This is a genomic window from Actinoplanes sp. NPDC051470 (genome assembly GCF_040682035.1).
In the GTDB taxonomy this organism is placed as follows: Bacteria; Actinomycetota; Actinomycetes; order Mycobacteriales; family Micromonosporaceae; genus Actinoplanes.
This window is the reverse complement of sequence record NZ_JBFBAA010000033.1, coordinates 47,882-65,303: the sequence shown is the minus strand read 5'-3', so window position 1 is coordinate 65,303 and position 17,422 is coordinate 47,882. Positions and strand designations below refer to the sequence as shown.

Below are 17,422 nucleotides of genomic sequence, written 5' to 3'. Positions count from 1 at the left end.
ATGAAACGACTGCCATGGATGACCGCCATCATCGCGGTGGCCGCGCTGGTCGTGAGCGCCTCACCGGCGGTCGCGGCCGACACCCCCACGATCGTGGTGGCCAACGGCGTGACCCAGCCGGTCTTCGGCTACTCCGACGCGATCCGCGAGAAGCTGTTCATCGACTCCACCTTCGACAGTGACCACGACGGCCGGCGCGACATCATCGCCTTCGACGTGATCCGGCCCCGCGCCACCGAGCAGGGGCTCAAGGTGCCGGTCATCATGGACGCCAGCCCGTACTACACCACCGTGTGCCGCGGCAACGAGTCCGAGTGCAAGCAGGACCTCGACGGCGACGGGCTGCTGGACAAGTGGCCGCTGTTCTACGACAACTACTTCGTGCCGCGCGGCTACGCGATGATCCTGCTCGACATGGTCGGCACCGGCAGCTCGACCGGCTGCCCGACCACCAACGCCAACGAGGACAACCTCAGCGCCAAGCAGGCGATCAACTGGCTGAACGGCCGGGCCACCGCCCGCAACGCCGCCGGCCAGGTCGTCGAGGCCGACTGGGACAACGGCAAGGCCGCCATGGTCGGCAAGTCCTACGACGGGTCGCTCGCCCTGGCCACCGCCGTCACCGGTGTGAAGGGCCTGACCACGGTCGTGCCGATCAGCCCGCCGACCGAGTACTACGACTACGTCCGCTCCAACGGCGTCGTCACCCGCGGCAACGACTACGTGTCCGGGCTGGCCAACACGGTCACCAACCCCGACCGGCGGGCCTACTGCGCGCCCGTGCGGGCCGAGATCGGCGCGGCCGACGGCGACGACACCGGCGACTACACGGCGTTCTGGAACGAGCGCAGCTACGTCAAGAAGGTCCCCAACCAGACCGCCAGCGTGCTGTTCTACCACGGCCTCAACGACGACAACGTCCGTCCCGACCACTTCAGCAAGTACTGGGCGGCGCTCGCCGAGAACAACATCCCGCGCAAGGCCTGGCTGTCCCAGGAGGGCCACGTCGACCCGTTCGACGTGCGCCGCACGGTCTGGGTGGACACCCTGCACCGCTGGTTCGACTTCTGGCTGCACGGCGTGGCCAACGGCATCATGGACGAGCCCAGAATCGACATCGAGCGCTCGGCCGACACGTGGGAGACCTTCGCCGACTGGCCGGTCCCCGGCGCCGCCCCCACCGAGGTCTACCTCCAGCCCGGCGGCGACCTGGGCCTCGTCCCGGCCACCGGCCCGGTGACGGAGTCGCTGCAGGACAGCACCACCCAGTCCCAGGACACCATGATCCGCAACCCCGACACGGTCCAGCCCAACCGCCTGGCCTACGTCTCGGACCCGCTGACCGCACCCTTGCACATCTCCGGCACCGCACGCCTCCAGGTCCGCGCCGCCGCCGACAAGACCGACACCAACCTGGGCGTCATCCTGGTCGACTACGGCTCCGCCGAACGCGTGGCCCACCGAGCCTCCGGCGAGGGCATCACCACGCTGACCACCTCCGACTGCTGGGGCGAGTCCAGCGCCACCGACGACGGCTGCTACCGCCAGACCGCCAAGCGCGTGGCCACCGCCGACCTGGAGGTGGTGACCAAGGGCATCCACGACGCCGCCAACCGCCAGTCCCTCCGCGTAGCCGCCCCCCTGACCCCCGGCACGGCCTACAACTACGACTTCCCCCTCCTCCCCGAGGACTACGTCTTCCCCGCCGGCCACCGCCTCGGCGTCATCGTCGTAGGCAGCTACCCCCAGTACTCCAGCCAGTCCGACCCGAACAACGCCCACATCACCTACCAGCTCCGCTCCAGCAAGATCCTGCTCCCCATCGTCGGTGGCACACCCGCCGCCCACTCCGCAGGCCTGTAGCTCTTCTTCCGGGAGGGGCGACGTTGGCCACGCCGCCCCTCCTTCACAACCCTCAGATCAACCGCTATGGGTACGCCCAACTCGCCGGCCCAAACGCACCACCGCGGAGCCGTGGCACACCGCGACCTTCGCGAATCCCCAGGCCGTGAACGCGTGTCTCGCGTGAGGGCCGCGCCACGCCGCGCATGGCCCGGCCCCGGCAAATCCCGCACGCCCGAGTCGGAACCCCAGAGACGCTCAGTCGCCGCGTCGCGTGACACCAAGGCCCGGATGACGCTCCGCTCCGCCGCGTCGTCGTTCGACTCGCGCCCAGTCGCGCCTTCCGTCTCGACCTCGGTGCCCCGGTTCTGATCTATCTGCCCAGCCGATCGTCGAAGACCCGCTGAAGTCTCGAAGCCCCGCGAAGCTCTCATGTCGCGTGGCATAGCGTGTCTGGCGTCCTAGGAGGCTAGCCCAGTATCTTGCCTAGCAGCCGCACAAGTTCTGCCCCTGCGCCCAGGCATCGAGCGTCCCCAGGCGCGTGCCGGCCGCCCCGGCTCGCCGATGATGTGACCGGTGGTCATCGCTTCGACTGGTCGCGGGCCGCCGCGATGCCGCCCTCCACGATGGCGACCGCGAGTTGCCGGGTCACCTCAGGGGTCACGATCTCCGGCGGACCGGTGACCAGGGCGAAGAGCGCGCCCCCGTAGGTCACGAGCATCGCCGGGATCGCGGCCGGCGGGATCGGCGTCCCCGCCGCGGTGTGGTGCGCGCCCGTGAACGCGACCATCCCGGCCGTCAGCTCGCTGATCGCCGCGGCCAGCGCCGGGCGCCGCAGGCTCTCCAGCCGCAGCTCGAAGATCGCCAGATACCGCGCCCGATGCTCCCCCGCCGCCAGCAGCAGCGACTCGGCGATCAGCGACACCGCGTCCCGTCTCGGGCGAGCGGGCGCCACCGCGGCGTCCATGTCGGCCCGATGCTGCTCGATCACCCGGCGGACGGTCGCCACGAGCAGAGCCTCCCGGGTCCGGAAGTAGTTCGACGCCGTCCCCCCGGGCAACCCGGCCCGCTTGTCGACGGCCCGATGCGTAACCCCGTGAACCCCCGACTCGGCGAGCAGCGCGATGGCAGCATCCGCGAGCCGAGCCCGGCGCTCTTCGTTGGGTGGCGGCACGTTCCCATCCTATGACACCATCCGTAGTACAACGATCGTAGTGAACGGAGACCCGCCGATGGAAATCCTGATTGTGGGAGCGGGCTTGGGCGGGCTGGCCCTGGCCCGCGGCCTCCTGGCCGACGGGCACACCGTCCGAGTCCTCGAGAAGGCGCCCCAACTCAGGACCGGCGGCGCCGCCGTCACGATCTTCAGCAACGGCACGGCGGCCCTGGCCGCCCTCGGCGCGCCGATCGTCGGCGGTGAGCCCAGAACGGTCGGCGGCGGCAACGCCGGAACGGTCCGCGGACGGGAGGTCGCAACGGTCGGGAATGAGCAGGCCATACCCGCCGACGGCGCGGAAGGGCGCATCGGCGGGCGGCTGGATGTGTTGCGCTTCGACGACGCCGGCGGGCGGACCGTGGTCGAGGCCGACCTGCGTGTGCTTGCGCGGAGTACCGGTTTCCCGGTCGTCTCGGTGCCTCGGGACCGGTTGATCCGCCATCTCGCGCGGGGCGTTCCGGTGGAGTTCGGCGTGGAGATCGTCGACATCGACGGGACGACCGCGATCGACGCCGCCGGCGGCCGTCACCCGGCCGACGTCGTCGTGGGTGCGGATGGGCACCGGTCTGCCGTGCGCCGAGCGATCCTCGACCCCACGCCCGCCGCGACCAACGGCTGGGCGACGTGGCAGGGGCTGTCGCGGGTCCTCCCCGAGGTCGCCTCCGGCACGACCGGCGTTTGCGTCGTCGGCGGCGCCGGCCTGGTCGGCATGTTGCCCGCGGGCGACGGGCTCCTGATGTGGTGGTTCGACGTCCGTGGCCCGTTCGACCGTGAGCGCTTCCGCGGCTACGGCCCTCTCGTCGACCGCCTGCTCGATGAGGTCGCCGGCGAGGTGGCCGGCCGACCGGGCGATCGGGCCGGCCGGGCCGGAGCCGTTTGAGCACGTCACGCATCGGGTCCCGATGAGGTGGGGGCGCGGCGGTACGACGTTGCTCGGGGATGCCGCGCATGTCTTCCCGCCGACCCAGGCGCAGGGCGCGAACCAGGCGTTCGAGGACGCCTGGCTGCTTCGCCGCATTCTGAGCACCGACCCGCCCGACATCCCGGCCGCGTTGCGACGCTACGAGAAGCTCAGCGCCAGGCGCGTACGCAAGGTTTCCCGCCGGGCCGCGAGCGAGCGCACCAACCAGCCCCTCCCCCGGCCGCTGAGCGCGGTGACGCGGCTGATCCCGCCGGCCTGGATCGGCCGGGCCTACGCCGCCCAGATCCAGGGGATCAGCAGCGTCCTTCCAAACCGGGAAACACGCGACCGGGAAAGACGTGAGGCGGGGAAGACGGTGAAGCGAGGAAGGAGGTGAAGCGGGCGCGCTGCGCCCGCCTCACCTCCTTCGTCAGGGCAGGTCGATCGGGCGCAGCACCCGGTCGATGCCGTGGGCGATCTGCTTGTTGCCCTTGTTGACGTCGAACCGGACGACGCGCGGGTCGCGGTCGCTGCGGTCGGCGTCGATCAGCCGGACCCGCTTCCACCAGCCGCCGTACACGTCGACCTTGATCGACGCGCCGGCCGCGGTGGCCAGGGAGGCGCCGTCGGACTTGAGGGCCGCCCTGCGGTCGACCGTGGCGCCGGGGACGACGTGGTAGAGCAGCACCGACTCGACGGTGTCGATGCCCAGGCCGGCCACGGCGGTGAACGCCGCCTTCTCGCCGGGCAGCTTGCGGGTGTTCTGGATGTCGGCGACCAGCGTCTGGAAGGCGCGGTCGTTCGGGATGAACGCGGTCAGCGCCACCTTGCCGTCGGTGAGTACGCCGACGGGGCTGGACGGCTTGGCCTTCAGGACGGCCGGCACGGCGGCGGTGAGGATGTCGTAGTCGCCGCCGTTACGGTCGAAACCGCTCTTGTCCGCGGTCAGCACCGCGGCGAGCGACCTGGTGCCCAAGGGCTTGGGGTGGCCGTGCGCCTGGGCGGGAGCGGGGGCAAGAGCGAGAGCGGAGACGACAGTCGTGGCGGCCGCGACCGCGGCGGCTCGGATGAACCTCATCTACGTGCGTCCTTTCCGAAGTTCGGGTGGTGGCTTCGTCGCCACCACCCGGTCCTTCGTGCGGAAGCACCGCGTTGGATGCACTAAACCGATGCGCTAAACCGATGCGCTAATAGGTGAGCGTTCCGCGGAGCAGGCTGCGGCCGGAGTGCGCGGCGTCCCCGTCGTGCGGTTCGTCGCTGACGTCGACCAGCCGGTAGCGGTTCATGTCGACGCCGGACGGCACCGGAAGCACCGCGTCCGGCCGGTCCGGCAGGTTGCCGATCGCGACCATCTTCGTGGGGTCGTCCGGGTCGATCAGCCACACCTCGTGGAACCCGGTGGTCAGGGGCAGGTTGCGCACCTCGATGCGCATCTCGCCGTCGGACAGCACCCGGACGCTGCCCTCCGCGGACGCGGGAATGGCGCCCAGCGGCGCGAGGGTCGCCCGGGCCAGCACCGTCGCGGCCGGTGGGCGGCGGACGAACCGGTCGACCGCGACCGTGCCGGCCACCGCCAGCACGGCGGCCGCCGCCGCGGCGAGCACCGGGGTCAGCCAGCGGGGACGTGACGGCCGGGGCCGCTCGGCCACCCGGAGGGAACGCGGAGCGGGGTCGGCGATGTCGGCCTCGATGCGCTGCCAGATCCGCTCCGGCGGCGCCGGCAGGTCGTGCAGGTCCTGGCCTTCGGCACCGAGGTCGGCGACGGTACGCAACGCGTCGAGCTCGTGCCGGCAGACCGCGCACTCGGCCAGATGGCCGGCGTCGCCCGGCCCCTCGGGCTCCTCAGAGAGCGCGAGAAGGACCAGCCGATCGGGATCCAGATGCTGCACCGTCCACCTCCCATCGGCGACGTAGGTTCGCCAGTCCACGGCGAATGTGGCTCTTGACCGTACCGAGCGGGAGCCCGGTCACGGCCGCTATCTGTGGATGGGGCAGGTCGTCGAAGAACGCCAGTTCCAGGGTGCGCCGCTGTTCGGCCGGCAGCCGGTCGAGCTCGTCGGCCACCACCAGCCGGTCGAGGATCCGCTCCGGCCGTTCCGGCTCGTCCGGCGGGGCGACCTGCGCGCGTACCGTCTCGGCCACCCGGCCGTCCCGCGCCGCCGACCGGATCCGGTCGATCGCCTTGCGCCGCGCTATGCCGAGCAGCCAGGCCAGGATGGTGCCGCGCTGCGGGTCGTAGGAGTCGCGCCCGGACCAGGCCGCCACGAACGTCAGCTGGGTGACGTCCTCGGCGTCGGCCCGGTTCCCGAGCAGGCGCTGGGCCAGGTGGAGCACGGCGGCGCCGTGCCGCTCGTACGTCGTCCGCAACGCCTTCTCGTCACCGTCGCGCAGACGCTCGGCGAGCTCGTCGTCGGAAGCCATCGACCTCCCTCCCGCACATCGGTCCTTCCCCAGTCCTTCGTTCGGCGGGCCTCCGCCGGATGCACCGATTTCTCACACCGTCGGGGCGCATCCGCCGGCCGCGGCCACGACGAAGGACATGGCGAAAGTCAACCACGTGATCATCCGAAGGAGTTCCGATGCGCATCCTGCACCTCCGCCGCGCCGCCACGGTAGGCGCGGCGGCCCTGATCGCCTTCGGCACCGCGGGCGCGTTCCTGTCCGGCCCGGCCGCGGCCAAGGCCAACTCGAAGGTTTCCGTCGTGCACGGCATCCCCGGGCAGCCGGTCGACGTCTACGTCAACGGCAAGAAGACGATCCCGGACTTCCAGCCGGGCAAGGTCGCGGGGCCGCTCAGCCTGCCCGCCGGTGAGTACGACATCGCGCTGACCAAGCCCGGCGACGCGATCGGCAGCGCGCTGCTGAAGGTCGACAACGCCGAGGTGCCCGGGGGCGCGAACATCAGCCTGGTCGCCCACCTGAGCGAAGACGGCAAGCCGACGCTGACCCCGTTCGTGAACGACACCAAGAAGCTGGCCGCGGGCAAGGCCCGGCTGATCGTCCGGCACACCGCGGCCGCGCCGGCGGTCGACGTCCGCGCCGGCGGCGACCCGGTCTTCGAGGGCCTGACCAACCCGAAGGAGGCCAAGGCCGACATCGACGCGGGTACGGTGTCCGCCGACGTCGTGCTGGCCGGCTCGTCGACCCGGGTGCTCGGCCCGGCCGGCCTGAACCTGAAGGAGGGCACGGCGACGATCGTGTACGCCGTGGGCTCGGCCGAGGACAAGACCCTGGACATCGTGTCGCAGACGATCACCGGCCTGCACTCGGCGCCGGGCGGCGTGCCCAGCGGCAACGGTGGCCAGGCCGACCGCGGGCTCACCCCGCCCTGGTACGGCGTCGGCATCGCCGGTGTCCTCCTCGCCCTGTTCGGGCTGACCCGGCTGGCGACCGGCCGCCGATGAGGAAGGGGTTACTCCCCCTGGTGCTCGGCGTGGCCCTGACCACGACCTTCGGGATCGTGGCGTGCCGCGCCGAGCCGCCCGGGGACTTCGGCGCGCCGGAAGCCATGGCGCCGACGGCCCCGGCGGCCGCGCTCCCGTCCGTACCCATCAGTGACGGCCGGCCCCCGACCGAAGCCGCAGCCGACGCACCTTCGCGGCTCGAGGTCCCGGCTCTGAAGCTGTCGGCCACCGTCGACGCGGTCGGCATCGACGAGAAGACCGGCGACTTCGCGGTGCCGCCGAGCGTCGACCGGGTGGGCTGGTACCGGTTCGGGCCCGGCTTCGCCGCCACGGCCGGTTCGATCGTGGTGGCCGGGCACGTGGACAGCGCGGCCGAGGGTAATGGCGCGTTCTTCCGGCTGGGCTCGCTCGAGGACGGCGACGAGATCACCCTGGCCGGCCCGGGCGGGAAGACCCGTACCTTCCAGGTGACGGCCCGTGAGCGCTACCGCAAGACGGCGATCCCGCTGGGCAAGTACTTCGTCCGCGACGGCGCCGTCCGGCTGACGCTGATCACCTGCGGCGGCCCGTTCGACCCGAAGACGCGGCACTACCGCGACAACGTGGTGGTCACCGCAACGGAGAAGTAGCGACGGAGAGGTAGGGCGGGCAGTGGCCGGAACGGGGAACCGGCCACTGCCCTGTTCAAGAAGGTCCTACTTGTCGACGCGGCACTGCTTGGTGGTGGTCTGCGCCGGGTCGGACTCGGACGTCGCGGTCAGCTTGACGAAGCCGGTCGCCACGGCCTCGGGGGTCGCGGCGACCGCCACCTTGACCGTCGTGGTGGCGCCGAACTTGGCCGTGGCCAGCTCGTTGGGCACCGTCACCCGCCAGCCGCGGCCGGCCACCGAGGCGGAGAGCCGGTACACGTCGGAGGTCAGGTACTGGGCGGCGTTCTCCGGGTGCTGCGCGCCGCCGGCCGAGTACGCGCCGGTGTTGGCCAGCTCGAACGAGCAGGTGACGCCCCGGTTGACCGGGTTGCCGCCGGAGCTGACCGCGCCCTTGCCGAGGGCCACGCCGTGCGTGCTGGGCCCGCCCGAGCCGTCCAGCGACTTCACCGCCACCGTGTACGACAGGACGCCGGTGTTGTCGCGCTTCACGTCCAGGATGTAGAAGTGCAGCCGGTTGGCCTCGTCGGTGTACTCGTACTCGGAGCCCGACCGCGTCCCGGCGTGGAACAGCGCGTCCGAGAGCTGCCGGTAGTCGCCCATGGTGATCTTGGCGGGGGTCCCGTCCGGGCGGATGAAGTCGACCATGTCGATGTCCTGCGGGTTGGCGTCGACCGTCCACACGAACGGCGCCTGGTCCTGGTTCTTGGTCTTGCTGATCATCACGCCGGAGTCGGGCGTGAACGAGTCGGCGCCCATCCGGTCGATCACCTCGACCGTGTAGTTCTGGAACCCGCGGCCGTCGCACAGCGGGTCGGTGTTGACGTTGCAGGCGGGCGCCCGGTCGGCGTTCATCGCCACGTTCACACCCATCAGACCGTTCGAGCCGGGTACGACCTCACGGGCGGTCACCTTGGCCACCACCAGACCGGACGACCCCAGCGCCTCACGGGACAGCCGCAGCACGTGGTCCTCGCCGACCAGCCCGATCTTCAGCTTGTCGCGCAGGGTGTGGGCCGAGCCCATCGAGCCGCCCTTGACCGCCGGGATCTGCCAGCGGGTGTGCGGGCCACCGGGCCCGTTGAACGATCCGCGGGACATCATCGACCAGGGCCCGGTGTACGCGCGGCGCAACGGCACGCCGTACGGGTTGTTGTAGTTGTCCCCGATGGTCAGCAGGTGGCTGAGCTCGTGGGCGTACACCCCCATGCCCGAGCTCTCGGCCTGGGTCGACGACCCGCCGCCGGCGTTGGGCCAGATCGTGGCGGCCGAGGCCCAGGACGTCCACTCGACGTAGCGGGTGCGCGCGTAGTTGGGCTGCGGCTCGACCGGCGGCCCGAACGGGTCGGTGACGGCCTCCTTGGTCTGGAACTTCATCTCGCCGAACTCCTGCCAGGTGGACGACTCGTCCTGGCCGGCGGAGAGGATGAAGACCAGCTCGTACGAGTCGGCCACGTCGTCGCCGACGTCGGCGCGCCACGCGTTCAGGGCGTCCGTGCGGATGTTGCGGTTGCACGTGTCGCCGGCCGGGCACATGCCCGGGTTCATGTCGTTGGTGATGCCGTACGTGTAGGACTTGGCCGGCATCTTGTACGCCCCGAACGCGGTCAGGTCGACGCCGTAGCGCCCGCCCGAGTCCTCCATCCAGTACTCGTGCAGGGTGTGCCCGCCGTTGAGCGTGTTCGGCGTGTTCAGCAGGTCGCGGTAGTAGCCGGGCACCGCCTCGCGGGCCAGACCGGAGACCGCGGGCTGCGGGTTGCCGAAGATCGTCGAGCCGGCCCGCTGGGTCACCACGAACGGCTGGTCCGGGTAGTCCAGTGTGACCAGTGCGATGTTGAAGTTGCGGACCGAGCCCTTGCGAGCCGGGTTGGGCCAGTCGGTGCCGGGCGGCCTGGTGTAGTCGTCCCAGGTCATCGCGTCGGGGTTCTCCCAGTTCTGCGGGTCGACCACCGCGAACGGGCCGGTCGCCGGGTCGGCCGGAGCGGCCTGGGCGGGGGCGGCGGCGAAGGTGGTGGCCAACGCGGCGGCGAGCACGGCGGCCAGGCCGGCGCGCCGTTTCCCTGCGTCCGTGAGCTGCATCACCGGAACGTAATGGGCGGGACGACGGAAGTGATACCTGCAAATGTCGGTAGGTACCGGTGTGCCCTTCGACAACTGATGAAGATCACGCCTTGAACCGTGACACCCCCATCGACAATCATCGGCATTCGGAGGGGTGATGCACGGGGACCTACAACGCATCGTCGACACCGTCGCTCAACGGGTCGGCCGCGCCGCGCTGATCGAGGACAGTCACCAGCTCGTCATCGCGTATTCGTCGCATTCGGAGCCGATGGACGAGGTGCGCCGGGAGAGCATCCTGAGCCGGCACACCACGCCCGAGGTGATCGCCTGGTTCCGGGGGCACGGCGTCCAGCGGATCAGGGCGCCCATGCGCACCCCGGCCGCGCCCGAACTGGGCCTGCTCCCCCGGGTCTGCCTGCCGATCGTCCACCGCGACCTGCTGCTCGGCTTCCTCTGGTTCATCGACGCCGACGGGACGATGTCCGATCTGGACATCCGCGCGGCGGGTGAGGCGGCGTCCGACGCGTCCCGGGTGCTGCACCGGGCCGGGCTGCTCGGCGACCTGGCGTCGCAGCGGGAGGCCGAGGCCACCCGGGCGCTGCTGTCCGACGTCGCCGAGAGCCGCGAGCGGGCCGCCAAGGAACTGCTGGAGGACGGCCTGATCATGGAGGACGGCCCGGTGGTGGCGATGGCCGTCCGGCCGACCGGGGACGCGGTGTTCGACGAGCCGGCGCGGGCCGCGGTGGAGCACGCCCTGGTGCTGACCCGCCGGTGGTACGGCGACCACGCCGCGCTGCACCTGATGCGCCGCGATCACGGTCTGCTGCTGATCTCCGGCGCCGGCCGGGGGCGGCGGCCGGCCACGGTGGCCCGCCATCTGGCCGACAGCCTGGACACGATCCGGCGTCGGCTGCCCGGCGTCGGCCGGACGGTGATCGGGCTGGGTGAGGCGTACCCGAGGCTGGCCGAGGCGGCGGTGTCGTACCAGGAGGCGGTGCGTTCGGCCCGGGTCGCGGCGCGGCGGCCCGACCTGGGCGAGGTGGCGGCCTGGTCGTCGCTGGGCGTCTACCGCGCGGTGAGCCTGCTCGACGAGCAGGGACTGGAGGCGCGGGACGTGCACCCGGGCCTGCTGCGGCTGCTGCGCACGGACGGCGGCCAGGTGCTGGTGGAGACCCTGGAGACGTATCTGGACCTGGCCGGGAACGCGCACGCCACGGCCGAGCGGCTCCAGCTGCACCGGACCACGCTCTACTACCGCCTCCAGCGGGTCGAGCAGCTGGCCGGCACCAACCTCAAGGACGGCACCGAACGCCTCTGCCTGCACCTGGCCCTCAAGATGGCCCGGCTCGCCGCTCCGGCACCGGGCCGGCCCGGGCCGGAGTCGCCGTGACGTCCTCACCGGGAGTCGGCGAGCAGTCCGTCCAGGGCGTGCTGGTCGTCGGCGAACGCCGCGTCGAGCCGTGCTCGCAGAGCGTCGTCGAGCGGCGGCGCGCCGGACGCCCGCCGGGTGTGCACCTCGGTCGGCGCCTCCTGCGGGGGCAGGCCGAGGAAGGCCAGGATGCCGGCATACCGCGAGGTCAGTTCTTCGGTACGGACGACCAGCACGCGATCGCGCCCGGCGGCGTCGAACCACCGGGTGAGCTGCTCGGCGTACCGCCCGCGGGCCTGGTAGCTGAACTGCCGTCGCGCGGCGTGATCACCGGAGGCGAGGCGGGCCGGTTCGGCGTCCAGCGCCTCGGCGAACGGGAGCTGCTCCACCCCGTACGCCACCGAATGCAGGTAGTGCGAATAGGCGCGTTCGGCCGGGTCGCGGATCAGGGCGATGTACCGGGAGGCCGGCAGCATGGCGGCGGCGCGCGCGGGCACGGCCGGGTCGAACAGGTAGTAGGGCGACGCCTCGAAGCTGTGGATCGACTGCGGTCGCACCGGGAAGTGCGCCCGGTACCAGCGTTCGCCCCGGCCGTGGTGCAGGCTGAAGAACTGGAGCTCCTTGCCGGTGGCCGGCCGCACCGACGGGTGCGCCGCCAGGTAGCGGTAGAGCGACGTGGTGCCACACCGCTGCCCGCCGATCACCAGGAACTCCGGCAGCCGGCCCAGGGGCAGGGGCAGAACCGCTTTGCCGTACGCCCGCGAGGAGCGCACCGCCCGCCGTAGAGCGTCAACTCGCACGCGCACCCCTCCGCAACGCCCGCAGCACCATCCGGTCCTCCCGGCCCAGCCCCAGCGCCAGCACCGTCCCGGCGTAGACACCGGCGATCGCGACCAGGCCCACGATCAGCCCGGCCGGGCCGGACGGCAGCACCGCCTCGAGCACCAGCCCCACGGCCAGCGCGGCCACCCCGGCCAGCAGTCCCTTGGCCATGCCCCGGGACGCCGGCAGCGTGGCGATCAGCCGCCGCACCTGGATCACCCGCGCCAGGTTGACCACGGTCAGCGAGGCGGCCCAGGCCACCGCGGCCCCGACGATGCCGTACTCCGGGATCAGCACGAGGTTGAGCAGCACGTTGAGGACGAGGGCGGCCACGTTGTCGGCCATGTTCAGCGCGACCTGGCCGGACATGTTCAGCACCGTGCCACACGGTCCGGTGGCCGCGTTGACCAGCTGCCCCACGGCCAGGATCACGGTGACCGCCGCCCCGGCCGCGTAGGCGTTGCCGAAGAGCGTCAGCAGCTCGTCCGGGAAGGCCAGCAGCGCCGCGAAGGCGGGCAGCGACAGCCGGATCACCCAGCCGGTCACCGCCCGGTAGCTGGCCCGCACCTGGTCCAGCTCGCCGCGGTGGTAGAGGTCGGCCAGGTACGGCGCGAAGGCCGCGTTGAGCGGGGCGAGCACGAACACCGCCACCGTGACCAGCCGCGTGGAGACGTTGTAGACGCCGATGTCCGGGCTGGCGAAGAAGCCCAGCAGCAGCGTGTCGAGCCAGATCAGGCCGGTCGAGGCCAGCGAGGACACCCAGCTCACGGTGGAGAACGAGAAGAGCTGCCGGGGCGCGTACGTGTGCCCGTCGCCGGTCAGCGCGGCCAGCCGCTTCCGCAGCGCCAGCAGCGCGAGCACCGCCGCCGACCAGGCCGACACGACCAGGGCGGTGAAGGCGCCGCCGACCCCGAACCCGGCCAGCAGCAGCGCGGCCGTGATGACCAGGCGGCAGGCGGGCTCGTAGATCTGCCCGACCAGCGTGAACGCCTTCTGGCTGCGCCAGCCCCGGGTGGCGGCGAGCGCCGCCTCCATCACCGTGGAGGCGGGCAGGGTGAGGGCCATCAGCCGGAGGCCGCCGGTCAGGGCCGGGTCGTGCAGGCGCTCGGCCAGCCACGGCGCGGCCAGGGCCAGGACCACGCCGAGCAGGGCGGCCGAGCCGCCGGAGACGAGCAGGGCCAGGCGTACGGTGCCGCGGACCGCGGCCGGGTCGTCGTCGGCCAGGTGCACGGCCACGAACCGGGTCACGCCGGCCCGGAAGCCGGACAGGGCGAGCAGGCCGAGCAGGGTCAGGACCGCGTACCCCTGGGCGTAGCGCCCGACCTCGTCCTCGCCGAGCACACGGGCCAGCAGCAGCAGGACCCCGAAGACCGCGGCCTGGCCGAGGATCGCCCCGGCCAGGTTGAGCACCCCGCCGCGGGCGATGCCCCGGATCTGCCGGTCCGCCCCGACCGTCATACCGAAGCCGGCTCCTTCTCCCGCCGGGGCGACGGGATCGAGCCGTCAAAAGGGGCGGTGGGCCGTCGCACGATCTCGAGCAGGACGATCAGCAGCACGGCGATCAGCAGGCCGGCGCCGGCCACCGGCGGCACGGTCTGGGCCAGCGCGGAGAGCTTGGAGTCGGAGACGACCTCGCCGGTGCTGGACACCGACTTCGGGTCGGCCGCGCCTACCTGCGCCTTGGCCGCCTGCAGGCCCTGCTGGGCGTTGGCGAGGGCGTTGGTCGAGGCGTCCCGCTGCGCGATCAGCGCCTGGTAGCCGGGCAGCTTCGGGCCGATGTCGTTGAGCCGCTTCTCGTTGTCCTCCAGCGCGTCCTTGGCCGCCGACGCGCCCTTGGTGTTGCCCACCGCGGACATCTCCAGCTCCTGCCGGCGCAGGTTGCTCTGCTCGGCCAGGGTGGCCTGGAACAGCTTGTCGGGCTGGGTGACCTTGTTGGCCGTCTCCCAGTCGGTGATCTTCTTGGTCGCCGCGGTCACGTCCGCCTCGGCCGCCGCCACCTGCTGGGTGGCCACGTCGACCTGGGAGGCGAACAGGAAGGTCAGGGCCCGGCCGGTCATCGAGGTGGCGACCGGCGCCACCGTGGCCCGGTCCGAGCCGGTGAAGGTCAGGGTGAGCTGGCTGCTCGCGCCGACCTGCTTGACCTCCACGCCGTCGCGAAGCTCGTCCTGGCCCACCCCGGTGTCCGCGGCGACCTGGTCGATCACCTTGGGCGAGGTGGCCGCGGCCGAGAAGGCGGCCACGAACTGGTTGGCGCCCTGCTGGCCGGAGAACTGCTGGGCGGCCACGCCGCCGATCAGCGCCGGCGCCGCGACGTAGGTCGTCACCGCGTACTTCGGCGGGGTCAGGAGCACGACCACGGTCGCGACCAGCGCGGCGAGAACCGGGAGGCCGATCAGGATGGGCAGCCGCTTACGCGCTGTGCCGAGATAGTCCACTGTCTCCATGCTCCTCGACCTTGTTCGTCACCGGCCTGCTCGTCACCGGCTCGGTCGTCACGACCTCGAGCGCCGGGGCCGCCCCGGCCACCGCCGCGAATGCCACCAGGTACCACAGCGTCGCCACACTGGACAGCACATTGGACACGGCGCTGATCGCCACGAAGGCGACCGCGCAGCCGAGATTCCCCGCCGCGATGCCGCGCGCGAGCGTACCCGGTGGCGCCCGGCGCAGCGCCCGCAGCCCGGCCAGGAGCAGCAGGACCATCATGGCCAGGTAGGCCAGCAGCCCGACGACGCCGGTCTCCACGTACGCCCGCAGGAAGTCGTTGTGCGGCTTCTTCGCCTCGTCGGTCTGGAACTGGGTCATGTTCGGCCCGATCCCGGTCACCGGGTTCCGGTTGGCCAGCGAGACGATCTCCGACCAGTAGCCGAGCCGCCAGGCCAGGGTGTTCCCGGTCGGCGCCCCGCCCACCTGGCGCGCCTCGGCCAGCTGGGCGAACCGGTCACCCACCGCGGGCAGCAGCGCGACGCCGAGCACGGCGGCCAGGCCCAGCGCCAGCAGCATGCGGGCGCTGCGCTGCACCAGCGCCACCACGATCAGCCCGATGGCCAGGCCGAGGATCGCGCTGCGGGTGTTGGTGAGCAGCAGGAAGACGAACGACAGGCCGAGCAGCACACCCAGCGCCACACGGAGCCGGCCGTGCACGTACCGGAAGATCCCGAACCCGAAGATCAGCAGGAACATCAGGTACCGGCCGAACGTGGTGGACTGCGCGAAGGGCCCGCTGATGCGGACGAAGCTGCCCTTGACCTCGGCCGGCGGGTTCCCGGTCAGGGACAGGATCACCGTGTACGCCACCACGATGGCCAGCGACCCGTAGACGGCGAGCAGGATCCGCCGCGCGTACCGGTGATCGCCGAGAAGTTGCTCGAGAACCACGAACATGACGACCACGGTGAGGATCCGCAGCGCCTCCAGCAGGCTGTTCGGCACCTTGTCGGCGCCCAGGGCACTCACCAGCGCGGTCGCGCCGACCATGAGCAGCGCCACGGTCAGCGGCGTGGTGCGCAGCCGGCCGTGCTCGCGGGCGCGGGCGGCCAGCCACAGCCCGGCGGCGATCAGGAACAGCACGCCGAGGATCGTCGACGGATCGAGGGTGCGGCTGACCCCCTCGGCGTCCACCCCGGCCTTGCCCGCGGTCGGACCGCTCAGCTTGAACAGGTCGACCATCGGCCGGACGGCGAGCATGAGCAGCGCGTACGCGCCGAACCGGGTGAGCGCCAGCGCGCCCACGACCAGGCCCAGCGCGGCGGCCACCGGCAGCACGGCCAGGCCGAGCGCGCCCTCGCCGAGCGCCCAGGCGGTGAACCCGGCCGCGACCGCGGAGGCCACCGCCATCGCGCCGGTGAGCAGGCGAGAGGTCAAGACTTCGTCCTCACCACGGACAGGTAGACCTGCTCGACCTCGCGGGCGGCGGTGTCCCAGCTGTACTGCGCGCGCAGCCGGCCGCCGTGCCGGGTGGCGGCGAGCCGCTCGGTCCTCGGCTCGGCGAGCAGCCGGGTCAGGGCGGCGACCAGGTCGTCCTCGTCGCCGTCGCGGAACAGGCGCCGGCCGGCGTCGTCGGAGCCGAGCAGCTCGACGTGCGGCGGGATGTCGCTGGCGACCACCGGGAGACCGTACGCGCACGCCTCCAGCAGGGTCAGCGGCAGCCCCTCCAGACGGGACGGCTGCACAAAACCGGCCGCGTTGGTGTACAGCTCGGCCAGCAGGTCGCCGTAGGCGAAGCCGGTGAAGACGACGCGCGGGTCGTCACCGGCCGCCTCGCGCAGGACCTTGACGTACTCGTCGCTGAACGAGGAACCGCCGACCACGGCCAGCTTGAGGGTGGTGTCGAGCCGCCGGAAGGCGCGGATCAGCAGGTCGGCGGCCTTCTCCGGGACGAGCCGGCCGACCAGCAGCAGGTAGCCCTGCTCGGTCAGGCCGAACCGGCTGACGATCTGCTGGGCGGGCACGCTGCGCTGGGCGCCGACCCCGTTGGGCACGTAGCGGGTGTCGGTGCCGAACCGGTCCTGGTAGTGGGTGGCCAGGGTGCGGGAGACCGTGATGCGTACGTCGGGCACGCGGCCACTGCACCAGTGGGCCGCGCCGAGCACCGCGCGGGCCAGCCGGCCCCACTTGGCCCGCTGGTTGTCCAGCCCGTGGATGGTCTGCACGACCCGGACCCGGGACAGGTAGCGCGGCAGCGGCGCGACCAGGCCCGGCCCGATGCCGTGGTAATGCAGCACGTCGGGCTTGTCCTTGAGGGCGGCCAGGGTGGCGGTGGCGGCGTGGGCGATCGCGTCGAAGTGCTTGGTGGCGATCGTGCGGGTACGCCGCAATCGCACCCCGCGGTACTGGTCCATCGGCATCGCGTCGTAGCTGTCGCGGCAGTAGACCGTCACCTCGTGGCCGAGCGCGACCAGCCGGGCGCCGAGCTCCTCGACGTGCCGTTCGATGCCGCCGTAGGTCGCGGGCATGCCCTTCTGCCCGACCATGGCGATGCGCAGCGGGCGCCAGCCGGTGGGGCGGTCGGCGTTCTCGGGCGACTGCCGCGGCCGGATGATCGCGGGCGCGCGCATCCTGGTGTCGGTGTCCTCGGTGTCGAGCTCGTTCAGTGTCACACGGGTCCCCTGGGGTATCGGAGGGCCTCAATACTTATCTGGTGCGGTCAAGAACGAC

16 protein-coding genes are annotated in these 17,422 nt (G+C 72.0%); 6 read left to right on the top strand and 10 right to left on the bottom strand.

The genetic code is table 11. The features are described 5' to 3' along the window. A complete protein-coding gene (locus AB0M54_RS39050) occupies positions 1–1,863 on the top strand; it encodes a CocE/NonD family hydrolase (RefSeq protein ID WP_364477015.1) in 1,863 nt (620 codons plus the stop codon). A gap of 559 nt (positions 1,864–2,422) precedes the next feature. Here AB0M54_RS39050 and AB0M54_RS39045 read toward each other — a convergent pair. Then, positions 2,423–3,016, bottom strand: coding sequence for a TetR family transcriptional regulator (locus AB0M54_RS39045; protein ID WP_364477013.1), 594 nt, complete (start codon positions 3,014–3,016; stop codon positions 2,423–2,425). 58 nt (positions 3,017–3,074) lie between these two features. On the opposite strand from AB0M54_RS39045, the gene AB0M54_RS39040 reads away from it, so the two are divergent. Together AB0M54_RS39040 and AB0M54_RS39035 are read left to right on the top strand one after the other, a co-directional pair. Beyond that, a complete protein-coding gene (locus tag AB0M54_RS39040) occupies positions 3,075–3,938 on the top strand; it encodes an NAD(P)-binding protein (RefSeq protein WP_364477011.1) in 864 nt (287 codons plus the stop codon). After that, on the top strand, positions 3,874–4,356 hold the full coding sequence (locus AB0M54_RS39035) for an FAD-dependent monooxygenase (protein WP_364477009.1): 483 nt from the start codon (positions 3,874–3,876) through the stop codon (positions 4,354–4,356). The genes AB0M54_RS39040 and AB0M54_RS39035 overlap by 65 nt, the downstream gene beginning before the upstream one ends. Before the next feature lie 33 nt (positions 4,357–4,389). Here the strand turns inward: AB0M54_RS39035 and AB0M54_RS39030 are convergent, their stop codons facing one another. The 3 genes from AB0M54_RS39030 to AB0M54_RS39020 all read right to left on the bottom strand — a co-directional run bounded on the left by AB0M54_RS39030 (position 4,390) and on the right by AB0M54_RS39020 (position 6,380). Further along, positions 4,390–5,037: a fasciclin domain-containing protein gene (locus tag AB0M54_RS39030; protein ID WP_364477007.1), complete on the bottom strand. Its 648-nt coding sequence runs from the start codon at positions 5,035–5,037 to the stop codon at positions 4,390–4,392. Positions 5,038–5,146: 109 nt separating this feature from the next. Continuing rightward, positions 5,147–5,848 (bottom strand): anti-sigma factor, encoded by a 702-nt coding sequence (locus AB0M54_RS39025; protein WP_364477005.1) that lies wholly within the window; start codon positions 5,846–5,848, stop codon positions 5,147–5,149. Then, on the bottom strand, positions 5,802–6,380 hold the full coding sequence (locus tag AB0M54_RS39020) for a sigma-70 family RNA polymerase sigma factor (RefSeq protein ID WP_364477003.1): 579 nt from the start codon (positions 6,378–6,380) through the stop codon (positions 5,802–5,804). Before AB0M54_RS39020 ends, AB0M54_RS39025 begins: the two co-directional genes overlap by 47 nt. Positions 6,381–6,538: 158 nt before the next feature. Between AB0M54_RS39020 and AB0M54_RS39015 the strand changes: the two genes are divergently transcribed. Together AB0M54_RS39015 and AB0M54_RS39010 are read left to right on the top strand one after the other, a co-directional pair. After that, a complete protein-coding gene (locus tag AB0M54_RS39015) occupies positions 6,539–7,363 on the top strand; it encodes a DUF4397 domain-containing protein (RefSeq protein ID WP_364477001.1) in 825 nt (274 codons plus the stop codon). Beyond that, entirely contained in the window at positions 7,360–7,992 is a 633-nt protein-coding gene (locus AB0M54_RS39010) for a class F sortase (RefSeq protein WP_364476999.1), read from the top strand. The genes AB0M54_RS39015 and AB0M54_RS39010 overlap by 4 nt, the downstream gene beginning before the upstream one ends. Before the next feature lie 66 nt (positions 7,993–8,058). On the opposite strand, the gene AB0M54_RS39005 is transcribed toward AB0M54_RS39010, so the two are convergent. Continuing rightward, on the bottom strand, positions 8,059–10,089 hold the full coding sequence (locus AB0M54_RS39005) for a M6 family metalloprotease domain-containing protein (protein ID WP_364476997.1): 2,031 nt from the start codon (positions 10,087–10,089) through the stop codon (positions 8,059–8,061). Between the two features lie 139 nt (positions 10,090–10,228). Between AB0M54_RS39005 and AB0M54_RS39000 the strand changes: the two genes are divergently transcribed. Next, entirely contained in the window at positions 10,229–11,464 is a 1,236-nt protein-coding gene (locus tag AB0M54_RS39000; protein WP_364319677.1) for a helix-turn-helix domain-containing protein, read from the top strand. 5 nt (positions 11,465–11,469) lie between these two features. Here AB0M54_RS39000 and AB0M54_RS38995 read toward each other — a convergent pair whose 3' ends face one another. Genes AB0M54_RS38995 through AB0M54_RS38975 form a run of 5 tightly spaced genes read right to left on the bottom strand, consistent with a single transcriptional unit; the run spans position 11,470 to position 17,364 of the window. Then, entirely contained in the window at positions 11,470–12,243 is a 774-nt protein-coding gene (locus AB0M54_RS38995; RefSeq protein WP_364476996.1) for a sulfotransferase, read from the bottom strand. Beyond that, positions 12,233–13,723, bottom strand: a complete 1,491-nt coding sequence (locus AB0M54_RS38990; protein WP_364476994.1) for a flippase — start codon at positions 13,721–13,723, stop codon at positions 12,233–12,235. The genes AB0M54_RS38995 and AB0M54_RS38990 overlap by 11 nt, the downstream gene beginning before the upstream one ends. After that, the gene (locus AB0M54_RS38985) at positions 13,720–14,709 is read right to left on the bottom strand and encodes a Wzz/FepE/Etk N-terminal domain-containing protein (protein WP_364476992.1); all 990 of its coding nucleotides are present in this window, start codon (positions 14,707–14,709) and stop codon (positions 13,720–13,722) included. Before AB0M54_RS38985 ends, AB0M54_RS38990 begins: the two co-directional genes overlap by 4 nt. After that, positions 14,675–16,129 carry an O-antigen ligase family protein gene (locus tag AB0M54_RS38980; RefSeq protein ID WP_364476990.1) on the bottom strand — a complete coding sequence of 485 codons (1,455 nt, stop codon included), beginning with the start codon at positions 16,127–16,129 and terminating at the stop codon, positions 14,675–14,677. Before AB0M54_RS38980 ends, AB0M54_RS38985 begins: the two co-directional genes overlap by 35 nt. Further along, positions 16,126–17,364, bottom strand: coding sequence for a glycosyltransferase family 4 protein (locus AB0M54_RS38975; RefSeq protein ID WP_364319687.1), 1,239 nt, complete (start codon positions 17,362–17,364; stop codon positions 16,126–16,128). Before AB0M54_RS38975 ends, AB0M54_RS38980 begins: the two co-directional genes overlap by 4 nt. Positions 17,365–17,422: the final 58 nt, after the last annotated feature.